A 16,023-nucleotide genomic window follows, 5' to 3' on the forward strand; every position below is an offset into this window, starting at 1 on the left:
CGGCTATGGATAAGATTGTCATTGAAGGAAGAATTCCGCTCAAGGGAGAAGTGGCCATCAGTGGTGCCAAAAATGCCGCCCTGCCGATTCTGGCGGCCACCCTGCTGGCTCCGGGGACTCACCAGCTAACCAACGTTCCCAATCTGGCCGACATCCGCACCGCCAAAAAGCTGCTCGGTAACATGGGGGCTAAGTTTACCGATAATCTCGGCCTGGCGGTGGATACCAGCCAACTAATTTCCTGGGAGGCCCCTTATGAACTAGTCAAGACCATGCGGGCCGCGGTGCTGGTGCTGGGGCCGTTGGTGGCCCGGGCGGGACAGGCCCGGGTCTCCCTGCCGGGCGGCTGTGCCATCGGCGCCCGGCCGATCAACCTCCACCTCAAGGGTTTGGAAGAGATGGGGGTTAAAGTCACCCTTAAACACGGATACGTGGAGGCCTCGGCCCCCCGGTTGCATGGGGCGTCTATTCACCTGGAATTACCCAGTGTTACCGGAACCGAAAACTTGATGATGGCTGCCACCCTGGCAGCGGGGACTACGGTCATCCATAACGCCGCCCAGGAACCGGAAGTCGCCGATCTGGCGCGCTTCCTGGTGGCCATGGGGGCCGATATCGAAGGCATCGGCACCGATGTCCTGACCATTCGGGGTGTAAAAAGTCTGTCTGCCGCTAATCATACCATTATGCCCGACCGGATTGAAGCCGCCACCTACCTGACGGCTGCGGCCATCACCCAGGGCGAGGTTACCATTCGCAATGCGCCCACCGACCATCTCACCGCCGTGCTCGACAAGTTCCAAGAAGCCGGGGTGGAGCTGGCCATCCAAGATGGGCTGATAACAGTCCACCCCACCGATCATTTGGTCGGGGTGGACGTAATTACCCATCCTTATCCCGGCTTCCCGACGGATATGCAGGCCCAATTCATGGCCTTAATGTGTGTGGCCCAAGGTGCCAGCCTGATTACCGAAAACATTTTTGAAAAGCGCTTTATGCACGTCAGCGAACTTCGTCGTCTGGGCGCTGATATTGTCGTATCTGGTAATCATGCCCTGGTCCGGGGTCGACAGCGTCTGCAAGGCGCACCGGTAATGGCCACAGATCTGCGGGCCAGCGCTTCCCTGGCGCTAGCCGGCCTGGCAGCCCAGGGGATCACCGAAGTGCATCGGGTCTATCATCTTGACCGGGGCTACGAACAGCTGGAGAACAAATTATCAGCCCTGGGAGCCCGGATCTGGCGAACCAGAGCGGATTGATGGCGGCTATCGGATAAAGTCGATCGAGGCTGCCCCGGATTTTCCAAGCTAATTCATCAACTCGCGGAATCTCAACACCATCGCAAAACGCTGGGAAACCCCGGCTTCAGCCCGAGAACTGGGTTTGGCCTTAAAGAAAAGATATTTCAGCCCAAAACGCTGCGCGGCTTGCAAGACCTCTTGGTTATCATCGATCAGGACGGCCCGCTTGGGGTCTAGTCCAAGCTGGTCGGCCAAGACCCGCCAGAAGTGAACCTCTTCTTTGGGCATCCCTAGATCAAAAGAGGAAATTACCCGGTCAAAGTAACCTAACAGCCCCACCTGCGACATCTTCAGGTCCAGGGTCTTGTAATGGGCATTGGTTACCAAAGCAATTTTTTTGCCCTGGCTGCGGAGAAACTGCAGAAAAGCTTCGCTGTCCGGATGCACTTCGATCAGGTGGCGGATGCCTTCCTTGAGGGCCGGAATATCCAGGTTCAATTCTCGGGACCAGAAATCAATATCAGTCCAGTTCAGGGTGCCCTCTTCCCGCTGATAACGGGCATAAACTTCACGGCGAGCTGCTTCCGGATCCAGTCCCCGGCGACGGCCATACTCCTCCGGCACCAGGATTTCCCAGAAATAATCGTCAAAATGCTTGTCCAACAGGGTGCCATCCATATCCAGCAGCACCCACTCTACCTCTTGCCATGAAAAAGCCATAAAGAATAGCAACCTTTCTAACATAACCAGCCAGGGCCAATCACCCTGACCGGCTTACGGTTTAAAGATCGCCCTCCTGAATGCGTTGGAGGTCCTCCTGCCGTCCGATCATAACCAGGATATCGCTGGGTTTAATGACAAAACTGGGGTCAGGCAAAAAAACGAAGCGCTCTGGCACCAGTTCCTTGATGGCAATGACGAATACCCCAAACTGCTTTCTTAATTCTAGTTCCTTAATACTGTGACCATTGAAAGAATCGGGAGGCGCCAGCTCCTGCACCTCATATCCTTCGGCCAGGCTAACGAAATCCAAGAGGTTGGGGTTGATGATCTTGACGGCCAGGCGGCGGGCGGACTCACGTTCTGGGAAAATTACCTCTTGGGCCCCGACGGAGCTCAGAATAGCCGCATGATCATCGCTGATGGCCTTAGCCCGAATCATCGGCACCCCGATTTTTTTTAAGTGTAAGGTACATAAAATGCTGGCTTCCAGATTCCCGCTGATAGTAACGATAGCCTCGTCGAAATCCGGCGTCACTACCGAACTCAGAGCCGCGAAATCGCGGGCATCCATAATCACGGCGCGTTGTACCCGCTCAACCAGGGCATTGACCCGTTTCTCGCTAGAATCCATGGCCAGAATTTCACAACTCTGGGCCAAGTTAGTGGCCAATTCAGCGCCGAAGTGGCCCAGCCCGACCACGCAAATATATTTTTTTTGATTCATCCGATCATTACCTTCCCCATCGGATAACGCAGGGGGACATGTTTTTCTGGTAAAATCCAGATAGCCATAGTCAGCGGACCTAGTCTACCTAAAAACATCGTGGCAATAATCCAGATCCGGCCGAAGTCCGAGAGTTTGTCCGTCAATCCGGTGGACAGTCCCACCGTGCCAAACGCCGAAAGTTGTTCAAAGATTACGTCTTGCATGCCCATCCCGGAGCCCAAACCCTCGGTGGATAAAAGAATTAAGATGCCGACAATGTTCCACAGCGCGGCCAGCCGGATGAGCAGGGTGTTGCGCCATAAAATTTCTAGCGGCAAGCGGCGATTAATAATTTTAACGTCCGCTTCGCCCCGCAATCGGGCCCGAAATTCGGCCAACCAGATGGCCAGTGAGGTAGTTTTGACGCCACCTGCACATGATCCTGGGGAGCCGCCGATAAACATCAGCATGCCTAGCAGAAACAGTGAGCTCAGGGGCAGCCAGCCGATCTGAATAGTATTGAATCCTGCGGTCCGGGCGGAAATCGACTGAAACAGGGCGGCCCCGATCTTTTCCCCCCAGGAATGCTCCCCGGAGGTGAGGCCTAAAACCAGGAGACCCAAGGTACCGATGACAATCAGGGTGCTGCTGGTCCAGAGCACCACCCGGGTATGCAACGAGAGGAGATGACTACCGGGAAGCCGGTCCTTTTTGCCCAGGTAATACAGAAATAACCGCCAAAGTTCCAGGAGCACCCCATAGCCCAAGCCACCGAGGATAATAAGAAACATTATTGTGCTCGATACCACTACGCTGTCCCGCAACTCAATCAGACTATCCTTGTAGATGGAGAAACCCGCGTTGCAAAAAGCGGACACGGAATGGAATATAGCTGAGTACAAGGCTCCACCTATATCCTGGGTGCGCCAACAAAGGGAGGCAAAAATCAGTAGGGTGCCGACGGCTTCAATAATTAGAGTGGTCAGGAGGATATGACCGAATATCCGTTTAAATTCTCCGCCGATATCCCGTTGGAAGAAATAGTCATGCAGCACCGCCTGCGATTGTAGAGATAAACGCCGGCCCAGCATCCGGAAGATCAAGGCGGCAAAGGTCATGACTCCCAGGCCGCCGGTTTGAATGAGCAGTAGGATAACCAACTGTCCGAATAAAGTATAGGCCGTACCGGTGTCAACCACGATCAGGCCGGTGACGCATACTGCGGAAGTAGAGGTAAACAGGGCATCCAAGTAGCGGATGTGGCCGGAATGCTGAGCCCAGGGTAAGGAAAGCAACAGCGACCCCAAGAAAATGACCCCGGCAAATCCCCCTACCAGCAGCATCTGGGGTGCTTTAAGTAATTGGAACAATCCTTTTATTAGAGAATTGCTGACCACTTTAGGAAACTTGGAGCCACTCTCTCAGACCAGGAAGTTTCCCTCCCAGAGGATAGGTCCTGCTCCGCCCCGATAATTTCTATGTCGGAAAAGAGTGGAAAATATAGCCTGAAAAATTTCCCATTTCTTATCAGATTGGAGGCTATTTCCTTTGTTCTCCCCTTAGGGAATCATATACATTTTCAGAAACTTTGGCTATATTTATTATCTTAGTGGTATATGTCAGACCTGAAATTTCTATCCAGCGGCCCTTGTTTATTGACAAGTGTGGGTAAAAATATTAGGTTTTATAAGGTTTAATCTCTACTAAAAAAAACATGGTGATTATATGGACGTCCTGCCAGCCTTAGCCGCCACCGGCATCGGGTCGGTGCCGTTTCTGAACTCCCAGGAAGCAGTGGCCTTAATCCTGCAATACTTGCCGGAACTGCCCTTCTGGCCGCAGATGGTCAAACTGGGATTTCAAGAAGATATGGTTCCGCAAGCCGCCCGGGGATTGCCGGGGCTGCGTCTGGATGCTGAACATCGGACCGTCAACCTGGACGGCCAGCTTGACCGCGACGCCACCCTGACCCAATTTTATGAACTGGCCCTGGGCGGCGATTTAACCGCTTTTGCCTTGCACCCGGAAGAAGCGGTGGGGTTTTTTGACCTGTTGGCCGCGGTTCAGACCCGGCCGCCAGAGTCACCGTCATTCTTAAAAGGTCAAGTTGTTGGGCCCGTTACCTTTGCTGGGATGGTCAAGGATCAGCAGGGCAAAGCCATCCTTTTTGATCGGGAGCTGAGTCAGGCCGTAACCCAGGGATTGGCCTTAAAGGCCGCCTGGCAGGCCCAAGAAATCCGCAACCTGGGTAAGCAGGCGGTAATCTTTTTTGATGAGCCTTATCTCACCGGCTTTGGCTCAGCCTTCATGCCTATTTCTCGGGCCGAAGTTGTCGCCAGCCTGACCGAGGCCATGGAAACCTGTCGCCAGCATGGGGAGGTTCTCTTCGGCATCCACTGCTGCGGCAATACCGATTGGTCCATGCTGCTGGAAACCCCGATTGATATCCTCAGCTTTGACGCCTATGGATATTTTGATACCCTGATCCTGTATGAGCAAAGCGTAGAAAACTTTCTGGCCCGGGGCGGATACCTGGCCTGGGGCGTGGTCCCCACCAGTCCCACCGCCCCCGCCGAAACCGTTGACCAGCTCTGGAAGCGATTTCAGGAGCAGGTCATTCAGTTGGAGAAGACTGGACTGGACCGCAAGACCCTGCTGTCCCAGAGCCTCCTCACTCCGGCCTGTGGCTTGGCCTACTTGACCTCGGAGCAGGCTCGACAGGCTTTGGTCTCCCTGGCCGACTTGAGTACTCGAGCCCGGGATTGGCAAGAAAGTATTTGACCCTGAACCTGACCGCATTGACTTTCCCGCTTTAAGATTCTATCTTGGCATTAGGAGTCGCAAGTGAAATATTCAAAACCAAGCTTTGGACTACAGGGGTGCGGCTGGCTGATTCTGGCCGTGGCTATTTCCGGATTGGGCTGTGCCAGCACGCCCAAACACCAGCCCTCCGTCGCCGGTATTAAGAAGGTCCTGCTGGTGGGATTCCCTGGCAAGGTCTATGACGATATGAACAAAGGGCGGCGAATCCTACATCTTGCCGAAAGCAAGCTGGCCATGGCTTCGAACTTTAACATTGTGACCGACGACCGAGATCCCCAAGAATTGCAACTGATCCAGTGGGGACGGTGGGGCGAGCCTTGCTTAACCTTTAAGATGCTGGATCCTGAAGAATCTGCTACCGTCGACACTGCCAAAGTCATCACCCTGGCCCAGGAGAAAAACGTCGATGCCGTGATGATCGGCGCACTGCGGCTCTACGCCGCCCGCGGCGGAGAATATCGCCTGGCTCTGACCCAAAGCGGGATGCGTAGCAAAGGCGAGGAAATCCTGGATGATGCCGAGAGTGAGGTAACTTTGGAGGCGATTCTGGTCGGGGCTGACGGCAGTTGTCGCTGGCACGGCCAGAAAGAGACCAGTCTCAGTTTGGGCACGGGGTTGAAATCGCTAGCCCTTTTGGGTCGTGGAGGAGATGAAGTTGCCTATGAACGGATCGACCGGGGTCTGACGTACCTATTTGCCAATCTTCCCAAGCCGCCCAGGACTGAATGATTCTGATGGCCTGGTAAATTTGGTGATAAGCAACAGGGAGGGTCTGGGCGCAAAAAATCCTCCCGGTTATCAAAAGAGGAGATGATCCATGAAAGTCCGGGATGTAATGGTCAAAGATGTGGCCACCTTAAATGTCGAAGACGAATTAAGTCTGGCCAACGATATCATGCAGTTAGGGCGCATCCGTCATCTTCCGGTGGTAGAAGGCAAAAAGTTGGTGGGTATTATTTCCGAACGCGACCTATTCCGCAGTTCATTGGCCCAAGCTCTGGGTTATGGCACTCGGGCGAGCCGCGATTTGATGAAAACCATTCGGATTAAGGATATCATGAAGACTGATTTAATAACCATCTTCCCTGAAGCAGAATTAAAAGAAGCGGTTCGGCTGATGCTGGATAAAAAAATCGGCTGTCTGCCAGTAGTGCAAGAGGGTGAATTAATCGGATTGATCACCGAAACTGATGTTCTCTCTCAATATCTGAAGAGTTGAAGCAACCTCTACCGCCAGAATTTTGCTGAAGTTAATTTGAGCGGAGGACCGGCGACCTCTGGCCCCCTTTTCCCGGGGCAGTTTTTCTCTGCCCCCCATTCATTTTTTTTAAGACCTACGTAATAGTTTCAAATATAAGTCAGCCAGGAAGCGTAGCGGGGATTTTCTCCTTTGACCACTGCAAAATAGGCCCTCTGCAACCGGAGGGTAATGGGGCCGGGATGGCCCGGACCGATCAGCCGATCATCCACCTCCCGGACTGGGGTTACCTCGGCGGCGGTACCAGTTAAGAAGGCCTCATCGGCAATGTAGAGCTTATCTCGGCTGAACCGCTCCTCTTTTACCGGTATCCCCAAATCTTGAGCTACTGTGACGATGCTATCGCGGGTAATGCCGGCCAAGATGGCTGAGACCGGCGGGGTCAAAAGGACCCCCTTTTTGACCATGAAAATATTCTCTCCGGAGGCTTCGGCGACGTAGCCCTCGGTGTCGAGCAGCAGGGCTTCGTCATAACCGGCCTGAGTCACCTCCCGTTTGGCCAGAATGGAGTTGACATAATTGCCGACGGTTTTGGTCCGGGTCATCATAATATTAACGTGATGGCGAATAAAAGAAGAGGTTTTGACCCGGATACCGCGGCGCATGCCCTCGTCGCCCAAGTATGCCCCCCAGGGCCAAGTGATAATGGCGACGCGGGTGGGATTATTCTGCGGGTGCAGTCCCATTACCCCATCGCCGATAAAAACAAGCGGCCGGATATAACCGTCTTTTTGCTCATTAATTCTAAGAGTCTCAATACAGGCCTGATTAATCTCTTCTTGAGAATACGGCATGGTCATTTGGATGACGTGGGCCGAATCAAACAATCGCTCAGTGTGCTCCGGCAGGCGGAAGATGGCCGTTCGACCGTCCTGGGTCTGATAAGCCCGGATACCTTCAAAGGTCCCCAGACCATAATGCAAAGTATGAGTGAGGACATGGACCTGGGCCTCGTCCCAGGGCACAAATTTCCCGTCCAGCCAGATAAATTTAGTTTTTTCAACCATCTGTTACTCCTTTAGGCCATACGTGCAAATTTTTAGCGCATTTTCCTGGGGATGTCAAATACTATTTCCAATCCGGGCCGTGGACAGGTTTTGTTTGCAATCCCGTCGGTAAATGTGTAATTTAATTAAATCCTGGATATTATTTTAAGGCAATGAGCCGATTATGTTTCCTGGTTTTTTAAACCGAACTAGTCGGGACCGGACTCAACGGTTTTTTTCAATCTGAAGCCATCTATATATTTACCGTTTACCATATTTAGGAGCTGACACCCAGTTATGCAACCGATCAAGGTTGGGGTTATTGGCGTGGGCTATCTGGGCCGCTTTCACGCCGAAAAATATGCCGCCCTGGAACCAGCGGAACTGGTCGGGGTGGCGGATCTCGACCCCCAGCGAGCTGCCCAGGTGGCGGAGGCCTGCCGTACTCAGGTCTTCCAGGATTATCGGGAGTTGCTGCCGTTGGTCCAGGCCGTTAGTGTGGCGGTGTTCACTTCCCAGCATTTCATTGTGGTCCGTGACTGCCTGCTCCAGGGTTGCGATGTCCTGGTAGAAAAGCCTCTGGCCACGACGGTGACCGAAGCAGAAGAACTGGTCCAATTGGCCCGACAGCAGGGACGGATCTTGCAGGTCGGCCACCTGGAGCGCTTTAACCCGACGGTCGAAGAGCTGGTCCGACGGGTAACGCAGCCGCAATTCATCGAAACCCATCGCCTGGCCTTTTTCAAGGAACGGGCCACGGATGTGGATGTTGTCTTGGATCTGATGATTCACGACCTCGACCTGACCCTCTCCCTGGTACCGGGGCAAGTCAAAGAAATCCGGGCCGCAGGGATTTCAGTGCTTACCGATACTATTGATCTGGCCAACGCCCGTCTGGAGTTTGATACCGGTTGCATCGCCAACCTGACCGCCAGCCGGGTGTCGTTAAAGAGTATGCGAAAGTTTCGGCTGTTCCAGCCTCTAACCTATCTGTCGCTGGATTTTGAAAAGCGGGAATTGACCTGCGTCGAAAAGACCGACCAGGCGGCTGGCATCTACCCCGGTATCAATCTGGAGAATCTGAGTTTTCCACCGGCCGACCCCCTGTTAAAAGAGATTGCCGCCTTTCTGGAGGCAGTGGCCCGGCGGCAAGACCCGATAGTCAGCGGCGAAGCCGGCAAGGCGGCCCTGGCCCTGGCCCTGGACATCAATGCCGCCATGCGCAAGGCCAGGGTCTGAAGGATATGGTTTTCAGACAGGATTCGGGAGAATTGTTCGCCCCTCGTTTCTGAGCTTGGCTTGGGCAAAATAATTAATATTACTCAAATCATAAAATAAATGAATTTGGTTAGGAAAAACCGCTGGATTCCCAAACACAGCTCTGGAACCACCATAACTTTTAACTATGTTTAATAGCTCCAGATCCTTTTTCAATAGAAAAACGAGAACAAAAAACCTGAAACCCCAAATCTTGGTAGTGGCCGGTGAGACTTCCGGAGACCAACATGCCGCCCGGCTGGTGGCCGTCATCCAGGAACAACTGCCCCAGGCCGAGTTTTATGGCATCGGCGGCGACTATCTGGCCCGTCAGGGGGTAAAGATTGCCTTTCCTGCCCAAGACCTGGCGGTGGTCGGCCTGTGGGAAGTGGCGGAAAAGCTGCCAATGGTAGGGCGAGCCCTGGTGAGTCTGTGGCACTATCTCAAAAACACCCGGCCGCAATTGGCGATTCTGGTCGATTATCCCGACTTCAACCTTTTGGTAGCCCGTTTTGCCCGCCATTTTGGGGTGCCGGTGCTTTACTATATCAGCCCCCAGGTCTGGGCCTGGCGGCGTTATCGCGTGCATACCATTGCCCGCCTGGTGGACCGCATGGTGGTGATCTTTCCCTTTGAAGAGAAATTCTATCAGGAACATGGAGTGGCAGTGACCTATGTGGGCCATCCCCTCTTGGAAACCATGCCAACCCTGCCGCCCCGCCCGATACTGCGCCGACAACTGGGTCTGGCCGACCAGGAGCTGGCCATTGCTTTGCTGCCGGGCAGTCGGGCCAGTGAGATCGAGCACCTTTTGCCGATTATGCTTGCCGGGGCCGAAATCGTGCAGCAGCAGGTCCTGAAGTGTCGCTTCCTGTTGCCGCGGGCCGCTACCGCCCCAGCAAAGCTGATCAACCGCCTGGTGTCCGAGTCTGAGCTGCCCCTTAAAATTTTTGAGGGACAGACCTATGAAGTGTTGGCCGCCGCCGACCTGGCAGTGGTGACTTCCGGGACCGCCACCCTGGAAGCAGCGCTGTGGGGCACCCCGATGGTGATTGTCTATCGCCTGGCGCCGCTCAGTTATCAGGTGGGCAAGCAGCTGATTCGGGTCAATCATATCGGCATGGTTAATCTGTTGGCCGAGGAGGGCTTATTTCCCGAACTTATTCAGGACCGGCTGACCCCGGCAACTCTGGCGGTTGAGGTCCAGAACCTTCTGTCTGATCCCCAACTCTTAAGCCGGATGCGTTCCGGCCTGAAACGGGTAATCCACCGTTTAGGGGGGGGAGGCGCCTCCCGCCGGGCTGCCCAGGTGGCGCTGGAACTGATGGCACCGCAACTCAATGAAAGATTTCGGTCAAATTAAAATCAACTTAAGCATTTTTATAAGGAGGCTCAATGTATTCCAAAATTCAAAGCTTGTTGGGACCGGAGGCCGAAGATTTATTGACTCACACCTGCACGGGGATTCCTAAAGAGACGCTTCACCTGCCTGGGCCGGATTTTATTGAGCGGGTGGTCGAGCCCAGTGATCGGCCGGTCGGCGTGCTCCGCTCGCTCGCGAGCATCTTGAATCATGGCCGTCTGGCTGGCACCGGGTATGTCTCCATCCTGCCGGTAGATCAGGGAATCGAGCATTCCGGCGGGGCTTCGTTTGCTCCCAATCCCATCTATTTTGACCCGGAAAATATCGTTAAGCTGGCCATTGAAGGAGGCTGCAATGCGGTGGCCTCCACCTTGGGGGTGCTGGGTGCGGTGGCCCGCCGGTATGCCCACCGGATTCCTTTTCTAGTAAAAATAAATCACAATGAACTGTTAACCTATCCCAATATCTATGACCAGACCCTGTTTGCCAGGGTGGAGCAGGCCTTTAATCTAGGCGCGGTGGCAGTAGGCGCGACCATCTATTATGGTTCCATCGAGAGTCGCCGCCAGATTCAGGAAGTCAGCGAGGCCTTTGAGCGGGCCCACGAGCTGGGGATGGTGACGGTGCTGTGGTGTTACCTGCGCAACCCCGCCTTTAAAGTAGGGGAGGTGGATTATCATAGCGCGGCTGATCTGACCGGGCAGGCCAACCACTTAGGGGTGACCATCCAGGCGGATATCGTCAAACAGAAGCAGCCTGAAGTGAACGGCGGCTATACCGCCCTCAAGTTCGGCAAAACCAATGCCCGGGTCTATTCCGAGCTGGCCGGCGACCATCCCATCGATATGACCCGCTATCAGGTGGCCAATTGCTACATGGGTCGGGTCGGCCTGATCAATTCCGGGGGCGCTTCGGGTAAAAATGACTTGGCTGACGCCACCCGCACCGCAGTAATCAATAAACGGGCCGGAGGCATGGGTCTGATTTCCGGCCGCAAGGCCTTTCAGCGGCCCATGGGCGAAGGAGTCGAACTCCTGAACACTATCCAGAACGTCTATCTGTGCCCGGAAGTTACGGTTGCCTGATCCGAGGCCATGGATGACTCGCTGGTCAGGCCTTGGGAATATAGGGTTGAGGTCTGAGCTGGGAAAAAAGCCAGGTCCTTGGCCCTACCCTGCTTAACCCTGAGGTCAGCCTGATGTTTACTGGATTGATTGAAGGCATAGGGGAGATTACCCGGATTACCCGGGTGGCCGATGCCCTGCGGCTGAGTGTCAGCCCACCCTTTGATCTGGCCGAGGTCCGGTTGGGGGATTCCATTGCCGTCAGCGGCACCTGCCTGACCGTGGTCGAACTCACGGCCAGTGATTTCACCGTCGAGGTCTCGGCCGAGACCCTGGCCCGCACTACTTTATCCTTGAAAAAGAGGCGTGATCTGGTAAACTTAGAGCGAGCTTTGCGGCTCGGGGATCGATTAGGCGGACACCTGGTCACCGGGCACATCGATACGGTCGGAACCCTGCTGGAAAAGGTGGTCGGCCCCCAGTCCTGGCGGCTCAAATTTGCACTCTCCCCCCAGTGGAGCCGCTATGTGATCGAAAAAGGCTCGATCGCCGTGGAGGGCATTAGCCTGACCGTCAATGGTTGCGGCCCTGATTGGTTTATGGTGAACATTATCCCTTACACTGCCCAACATACCACCATTGGCGGCTTGGCAACGGGAGCCAGGGTAAATATTGAGACCGATATTATTGGTAAATACGTAGCCAAATTGCTGGGGCCCAAAGGTAAGACTTCAGAGTCCGGGATAACTCCGGATTTACTTCTGCGCCATGGTTTTATTTAATAATCAGACTTAAGATCATTGGATAACTATAATAATTAATTGAGGATTTAGGGAATATGCCGATCGCACCGATCGAAGACGTCATTGTTGATATCCAACAGGGGAAGATGATTATCCTGGTTGACGACGAAGACCGGGAAAATGAAGGGGACCTGACTCTGGCCGCCGAAAAAGTAACCCCGGAGGCCATCAATTTCATGGCCCGGTTTGGCCGGGGCCTGATTTGCCTAGCCCTCAGCCCGGAGATAATTGAGCGGTTGCAGATTCCGATGATGGTGAGTCATAATACTTCCCCCTTTCGAACCGCCTTCACCGTCTCTATCGAAGCCAAACGGGGGGTTACCACGGGCATTTCGGCGGCGGACCGAGCCACCACCATCCGGACCGCGGTGGCCGATGATACCGGCCCCGAAGATCTGGTCAGCCCCGGCCATGTCTTCCCTTTGCGGGCCCGTAAGGGCGGGGTTTTGGTGCGGACCGGTCAGACCGAAGGCTCGGTCGACCTAGCCCGGCTGGCCGGGTTGAAACCGGCGGCAGTGATCTGCGAGATCATGAAAGACGATGGCACCATGGCTCGGATGGCGGATCTGGAAATCTTTGCGTCGCAGCACAATCTGAAGATCGCCACCATTGCTGATCTGGTGGCCTACCGTTTGGGTCATGAGTCCTTTGTGCACCGTCGGGCGATTACCAAACTGCCGACCTATTATGGCGAATTCACCGCCATCGCCTACGAAAATGACATTGATGACTTTCAGCACCTGGCTTTGATTAAGGGCGACATCCGACCGGATACGCCGGTGCTGGTTCGGGTCCATTCTGAGTGTCTGACCGGAGATGTCTTTGGTTCCTTGCGCTGCGACTGCGGTGATCAGTTGATTTCCGCCATGCAAAAGGTGGAGGCCGAGGGTTGCGGAGTGATAATTTATATGCATCAGGAGGGCCGGGGCATCGGGCTGGTCAATAAGTTGCGGGCTTATGAACTCCAGGATCAGGGCGCCGATACGGTAGAGGCCAACGTCGCCCTGGGATTTAAGGCGGATTTACGGGATTATGGCATCGGCGCCCAGATTCTGCGTGACCTGGGAGTCCGGCAGATGCGCCTCATGACCAATAACCCCAAGAAGATCATTGGCCTGGAGGGTTACGGGCTCAAGGTCGTGGAGCGGGTGCCGTTGGAAGTACCCCCGAACCGGGAAAATGTCAAATATCTCAAAACTAAATGTCTGAAGATGGGCCATCTGCTCGATATGGTGTAAAGGGGACCGGCATGATCAAGACGGTGGAAGGCAAACTCCTGGCGGAGGGACTGAAATTTGCCCTGGTAGTGAGTCGATTCAACGATTTTATCTGCAACCGCCTACTGAGCGGGGCCTTGGATGGGCTGATCCGTAAAGGAGCGAAGGAAGAGGACCTGACCATCTTTATGGTGCCGGGAGCTTTTGAAATGCCCCTGGTCGCTAAGAGACTGGCCCAGACCAAAGCCTTTGATGCGGTGATCTGCCTAGCAGCAGTGATCCGGGGAGCTACCCCGCATTTTGATTATGTGGCCTCCGAGGTCAGCAAGGGCATCGCCAACGCCTCGCTGGAAACCGGGCTGCCGATCATTTATGGGGTGCTGACCACTGATACCCTGGAGCAGGCCATTGAGCGGGCCGGCAGCAAGGCTGGCAATAAAGGCTTTGCCGCCGCCGAAGCCGCCATCGAAATGGTCAACCTGATGCGGCAGATTTGAGACCAGCTACTTGTGCCCCGGCTTTCTAAAAGTCAGGCCCGCGAATGGGCGTTGCAGTGCCTTTATCTGGTGGAAATGGCCGGGCCGGGCAGAGAATCACCCGCTAACCCATACTGGCAATATTTTCGGAAAGGTAAAAATCCACCCCCCTATTTCAAGCGATTGGTGGATGGAGTCGCTGAACACTGCGAAGAGTTGGATGCCTTGATATCTCGATTCGCGGAGCATTGGCGGGTGGAACGGATGGCGGTAATCGATCGCAATCTTTTGAGGCTGGCCGCCTTCGAACTGCTCTACCTGCCTCAGACGCCGCCCAAAGCAGTGATCAACGAAGCCGTAGAGTTGGCTAAACGTTACGGCAGCGAGGATTCCGGGGCTTTTATTAACGGCATTCTGGATCGCATCTGGAAGGCTAAGTGTGAACAGCTTTAGCTAGCTAAAGGAGGGTACCATGATCCATAAATCGTTAGCGATTATTCTGATCCCGTTGTTTTTAGTGTCCCTGGCGGGTTGTGCGGTTAATGGCCACTACGATCCGGCCCGTTCGGCCGGGGCCGGGGCCTTGGGAGGCGCCGCAACCGGCGCTGCTTTGGGTTCAATCATTGGGGCTGCTACTGGCTCGGCGGCTACCGGGGCCTGGGTCGGTGCTGCTACCGGGGCGGTGGCCGGAGGCCTGGGAGGTTACCTCTATGCCAAACACCGGGAATCACAAGTTCGCGACTCTAATCTGGCGGCTCAGCAATACAGTTATTCACCCGCCCGGGGCAATATCCTGGCAATTGAAAAGGCCGATGTCAATCCCACTAAGGTGAAACCAGGCGGGCAGGTCGACATGGTGATGTCCTATACTCTGCTGACCCCGGAAAACCAACCTACCCCGGTTACAGTGGTGCGTGAAATTCAGTATGGCGGGAACCGGATTGCCTCTCCCAACCAGAATCAGACCACCAAGTCCAACGGCACTTATGTGGATCAGGTTGCCTTTAATGTGCCCCAGCAGGCGACTCCGGGCACTTATACGGTGATCAACAAGGTGATGACTGACCAGGCCTTTGACGAAAAAACCACTTACTTCATAGTTGAGCGTTAATTTGACTGGGCAATTACCATTTACCACTTGAAAGAATTAAAAAGTTAAGTTGAGGGGAGGCTGGGGGACCGCCAGCCCCTGGCCCTCTCTCCCAAGAGCATTTTTTCGTTGCCCCCGATTTACTTATTGTATGATCTTAGTAATAATTAACCCACTGGCCCAACGGCTCCAGAAAGGCAACCCAGGTGGAGGGAATATTGACAGAATTAACTTTAAAATATATTATTATAAATTTATGCTCCTTGCTCTGGACCAAAATCCAGGGCTATTACAACCAAAAGGAGGTAGGATGCGACGCTACGAGTCGGTCTTTGTGGTCAACCCAGACCTGATGGATGCCGAAATCCAGGCAACCATCAACAAATTTACCGGTATTATCAGCTCCTGGGGCGGTACCCTATTTAATCTGGAAGACTGGGGGCGGCGAAAGTTGGCTTATAAGATTAAGAAATTTACCCGAGGCTATTATGTCCTGACGGATTTTGCGGGTGAACCGGCAGTGGTGGCGGAATTGGAGAGAAACTACAAGCTGGATGACCGGATTATCCGCTTTCTCACCATCAAAACCAGCGACCGGGTGGACGTGGAAGCAGTTAAAGCTGAGTTGGCGGCTAAGCCCTCGCCCCCCCCGGAAGAGACCCCTGAGGTTGAAGCCGCAATGCCATCTCCGGTCGAAGCAGTTGAGCCTGTTCCCGAATCCCCAGAAACGGAGGTTTAACACGTGGCCATATCTCCCAGGCGCAAGCGGAAAACCGTATTTCGGCGACGTAAGGTTTGCCGCTTCTGCGTTGATAACAAACTGCTGGTCAATTATAAAGACGTCAATACCTTGAAACATTTTGTTACCGAGCGTGGCAAAATTATTCCACGCCGTATTTCGGGAAACTGTGCTCGTCATCAACGCCAGATTACCACAGAAATCAAACGCGCCCGGCTTTTAGCCCTGATGCCCTATACTGCTACGTTGCCTCAGGATTAACGGGGTAGTCTAGGTA

At 54.2% G+C, this 16,023-nt stretch carries 18 protein-coding genes; 14 read left to right on the forward strand and 4 right to left on the reverse strand.

Features of this window, described 5'->3' with window-relative positions:
* The first annotated feature begins 5 nt into the window (after nt 1-5).
* On the forward strand, nt 6-1,259 hold the full coding sequence (gene murA, locus JRG72_02655; GenBank protein MBW2134125.1) for a UDP-N-acetylglucosamine 1-carboxyvinyltransferase: 1,254 nt from the start codon (nt 6-8) through the stop codon (nt 1,257-1,259).
* Between the two features lie 48 nt (nt 1,260-1,307).
* On the opposite strand, the gene yrfG is transcribed toward murA, so the two are convergent.
* From yrfG to JRG72_02670, 3 genes are all read right to left on the reverse strand, one after another.
* On the reverse strand, nt 1,308-1,961 hold the full coding sequence (yrfG, locus tag JRG72_02660) for a GMP/IMP nucleotidase (protein ID MBW2134126.1): 654 nt from the start codon (nt 1,959-1,961) through the stop codon (nt 1,308-1,310).
* A gap of 61 nt (nt 1,962-2,022) precedes the next feature.
* On the reverse strand, nt 2,023-2,688 hold the full coding sequence (locus JRG72_02665) for a TrkA family potassium uptake protein (protein ID MBW2134127.1): 666 nt from the start codon (nt 2,686-2,688) through the stop codon (nt 2,023-2,025).
* The gene (locus tag JRG72_02670) at nt 2,685-4,013 is read right to left on the reverse strand and encodes an ATPase (protein ID MBW2134128.1); all 1,329 of its coding nucleotides are present in this window, start codon (nt 4,011-4,013) and stop codon (nt 2,685-2,687) included. The genes JRG72_02665 and JRG72_02670 overlap by 4 nt, the downstream gene beginning before the upstream one ends.
* Before the next feature lie 382 nt (nt 4,014-4,395).
* Between JRG72_02670 and JRG72_02675 the strand changes: the two genes are divergently transcribed.
* The 3 genes from JRG72_02675 to JRG72_02685 all read left to right on the forward strand — a co-directional run bounded on the left by JRG72_02675 (nt 4,396) and on the right by JRG72_02685 (nt 6,712).
* Complete coding sequence (locus JRG72_02675; GenBank protein ID MBW2134129.1) at nt 4,396-5,451, forward strand: hypothetical protein; 1,056 nt, start codon at nt 4,396-4,398, stop codon at nt 5,449-5,451.
* A gap of 63 nt (nt 5,452-5,514) precedes the next feature.
* Nucleotides 5,515-6,222, forward strand: a complete 708-nt coding sequence (locus JRG72_02680) for a hypothetical protein (protein MBW2134130.1) — start codon at nt 5,515-5,517, stop codon at nt 6,220-6,222.
* Nucleotides 6,223-6,310: 88 nt separating this feature from the next.
* Nucleotides 6,311-6,712 (forward strand): CBS domain-containing protein, encoded by a 402-nt coding sequence (locus tag JRG72_02685; protein ID MBW2134131.1) that lies wholly within the window; start codon nt 6,311-6,313, stop codon nt 6,710-6,712.
* Nucleotides 6,713-6,840: 128 nt separating this feature from the next.
* Here JRG72_02685 and JRG72_02690 read toward each other — a convergent pair whose 3' ends face one another.
* Nucleotides 6,841-7,758 (reverse strand): branched-chain amino acid transaminase, encoded by a 918-nt coding sequence (locus JRG72_02690; GenBank protein MBW2134132.1) that lies wholly within the window; start codon nt 7,756-7,758, stop codon nt 6,841-6,843.
* Nucleotides 7,759-8,034: 276 nt separating this feature from the next.
* Here JRG72_02690 and JRG72_02695 point away from each other — a divergent pair, with 276 nt between their 5' ends.
* The 10 genes from JRG72_02695 (at nt 8,035) to JRG72_02740 (ending at nt 16,007) form a co-directional block, all read left to right on the forward strand.
* Nucleotides 8,035-8,976: a Gfo/Idh/MocA family oxidoreductase gene (locus JRG72_02695; GenBank protein ID MBW2134133.1), complete on the forward strand. Its 942-nt coding sequence runs from the start codon at nt 8,035-8,037 to the stop codon at nt 8,974-8,976.
* 232 nt (nt 8,977-9,208) lie between these two features.
* Nucleotides 9,209-10,357, forward strand: coding sequence for a lipid-A-disaccharide synthase (gene lpxB, locus JRG72_02700; GenBank protein ID MBW2134134.1), 1,149 nt, complete (start codon nt 9,209-9,211; stop codon nt 10,355-10,357).
* Nucleotides 10,358-10,389: 32 nt separating this feature from the next.
* Entirely contained in the window at nt 10,390-11,442 is a 1,053-nt protein-coding gene (locus tag JRG72_02705) for a class I fructose-bisphosphate aldolase (GenBank protein MBW2134135.1), read from the forward strand.
* Nucleotides 11,443-11,555: 113 nt separating this feature from the next.
* Nucleotides 11,556-12,203 carry a riboflavin synthase gene (locus tag JRG72_02710; protein MBW2134136.1) on the forward strand — a complete coding sequence of 216 codons (648 nt, stop codon included), beginning with the start codon at nt 11,556-11,558 and terminating at the stop codon, nt 12,201-12,203.
* Between the two features lie 56 nt (nt 12,204-12,259).
* Nucleotides 12,260-13,462, forward strand: a complete 1,203-nt coding sequence (locus tag JRG72_02715) for a bifunctional 3,4-dihydroxy-2-butanone-4-phosphate synthase/GTP cyclohydrolase II (protein ID MBW2134137.1) — start codon at nt 12,260-12,262, stop codon at nt 13,460-13,462.
* Between the two features lie 11 nt (nt 13,463-13,473).
* Nucleotides 13,474-13,938, forward strand: coding sequence for a 6,7-dimethyl-8-ribityllumazine synthase (locus JRG72_02720; protein MBW2134138.1), 465 nt, complete (start codon nt 13,474-13,476; stop codon nt 13,936-13,938).
* Between the two features lie 12 nt (nt 13,939-13,950).
* Nucleotides 13,951-14,370 carry a transcription antitermination factor NusB gene (gene nusB, locus JRG72_02725; GenBank protein ID MBW2134139.1) on the forward strand — a complete coding sequence of 140 codons (420 nt, stop codon included), beginning with the start codon at nt 13,951-13,953 and terminating at the stop codon, nt 14,368-14,370.
* 19 nt (nt 14,371-14,389) lie between these two features.
* Nucleotides 14,390-15,028: a hypothetical protein gene (locus JRG72_02730; protein MBW2134140.1), complete on the forward strand. Its 639-nt coding sequence runs from the start codon at nt 14,390-14,392 to the stop codon at nt 15,026-15,028.
* A 289-nt stretch (nt 15,029-15,317) separates the two neighbouring features.
* Nucleotides 15,318-15,746 carry a 30S ribosomal protein S6 gene (gene rpsF, locus JRG72_02735; protein ID MBW2134141.1) on the forward strand — a complete coding sequence of 143 codons (429 nt, stop codon included), beginning with the start codon at nt 15,318-15,320 and terminating at the stop codon, nt 15,744-15,746.
* A gap of 3 nt (nt 15,747-15,749) precedes the next feature.
* The gene (locus JRG72_02740; GenBank protein ID MBW2134142.1) at nt 15,750-16,007 is read left to right on the forward strand and encodes a 30S ribosomal protein S18; all 258 of its coding nucleotides are present in this window, start codon (nt 15,750-15,752) and stop codon (nt 16,005-16,007) included.
* Nucleotides 16,008-16,023 lie beyond the last annotated feature (16 nt).

It is taken from the genome of Deltaproteobacteria bacterium (genome assembly GCA_019309545.1).
Classification (GTDB): Bacteria; Desulfobacterota; Desulfobaccia; order Desulfobaccales; family Desulfobaccaceae; genus Desulfobacca_B.

Excerpts from the sequence above, each read along its gene's own strand:
- murA (MBW2134125.1), top strand. The coding sequence starts at position 6 with ATGGATAAGATTGTCATTGAAGGAAGAATTCCGCTCAAGGGAGAAGTG.
- yrfG (MBW2134126.1), bottom strand. The coding sequence starts at position 1,961 with ATGGCTTTTTCATGGCAAGAGGTAGAGTGGGTGCTGCTGGATATGGAT.
- JRG72_02665 (MBW2134127.1), bottom strand. The coding sequence starts at position 2,688 with ATGAATCAAAAAAAATATATTTGCGTGGTCGGGCTGGGCCACTTCGGC.
- JRG72_02670 (MBW2134128.1), bottom strand. The coding sequence starts at position 4,013 with ATGCTGCTGGTAGGGGGATTTGCCGGGGTCATTTTCTTGGGGTCGCTG.
- JRG72_02675 (MBW2134129.1), top strand. The coding sequence starts at position 4,396 with ATGGACGTCCTGCCAGCCTTAGCCGCCACCGGCATCGGGTCGGTGCCG.
- JRG72_02685 (MBW2134131.1), top strand. The coding sequence starts at position 6,311 with ATGAAAGTCCGGGATGTAATGGTCAAAGATGTGGCCACCTTAAATGTC.
- JRG72_02690 (MBW2134132.1), bottom strand. The coding sequence starts at position 7,758 with ATGGTTGAAAAAACTAAATTTATCTGGCTGGACGGGAAATTTGTGCCC.
- JRG72_02695 (MBW2134133.1), top strand. The coding sequence starts at position 8,035 with ATGCAACCGATCAAGGTTGGGGTTATTGGCGTGGGCTATCTGGGCCGC.
- JRG72_02705 (MBW2134135.1), top strand. The coding sequence starts at position 10,390 with ATGTATTCCAAAATTCAAAGCTTGTTGGGACCGGAGGCCGAAGATTTA.
- JRG72_02710 (MBW2134136.1), top strand. The coding sequence starts at position 11,556 with ATGTTTACTGGATTGATTGAAGGCATAGGGGAGATTACCCGGATTACC.
- JRG72_02715 (MBW2134137.1), top strand. The coding sequence starts at position 12,260 with ATGCCGATCGCACCGATCGAAGACGTCATTGTTGATATCCAACAGGGG.
- JRG72_02720 (MBW2134138.1), top strand. The coding sequence starts at position 13,474 with ATGATCAAGACGGTGGAAGGCAAACTCCTGGCGGAGGGACTGAAATTT.
- JRG72_02730 (MBW2134140.1), top strand. The coding sequence starts at position 14,390 with ATGATCCATAAATCGTTAGCGATTATTCTGATCCCGTTGTTTTTAGTG.
- rpsF (MBW2134141.1), top strand. The coding sequence starts at position 15,318 with ATGCGACGCTACGAGTCGGTCTTTGTGGTCAACCCAGACCTGATGGAT.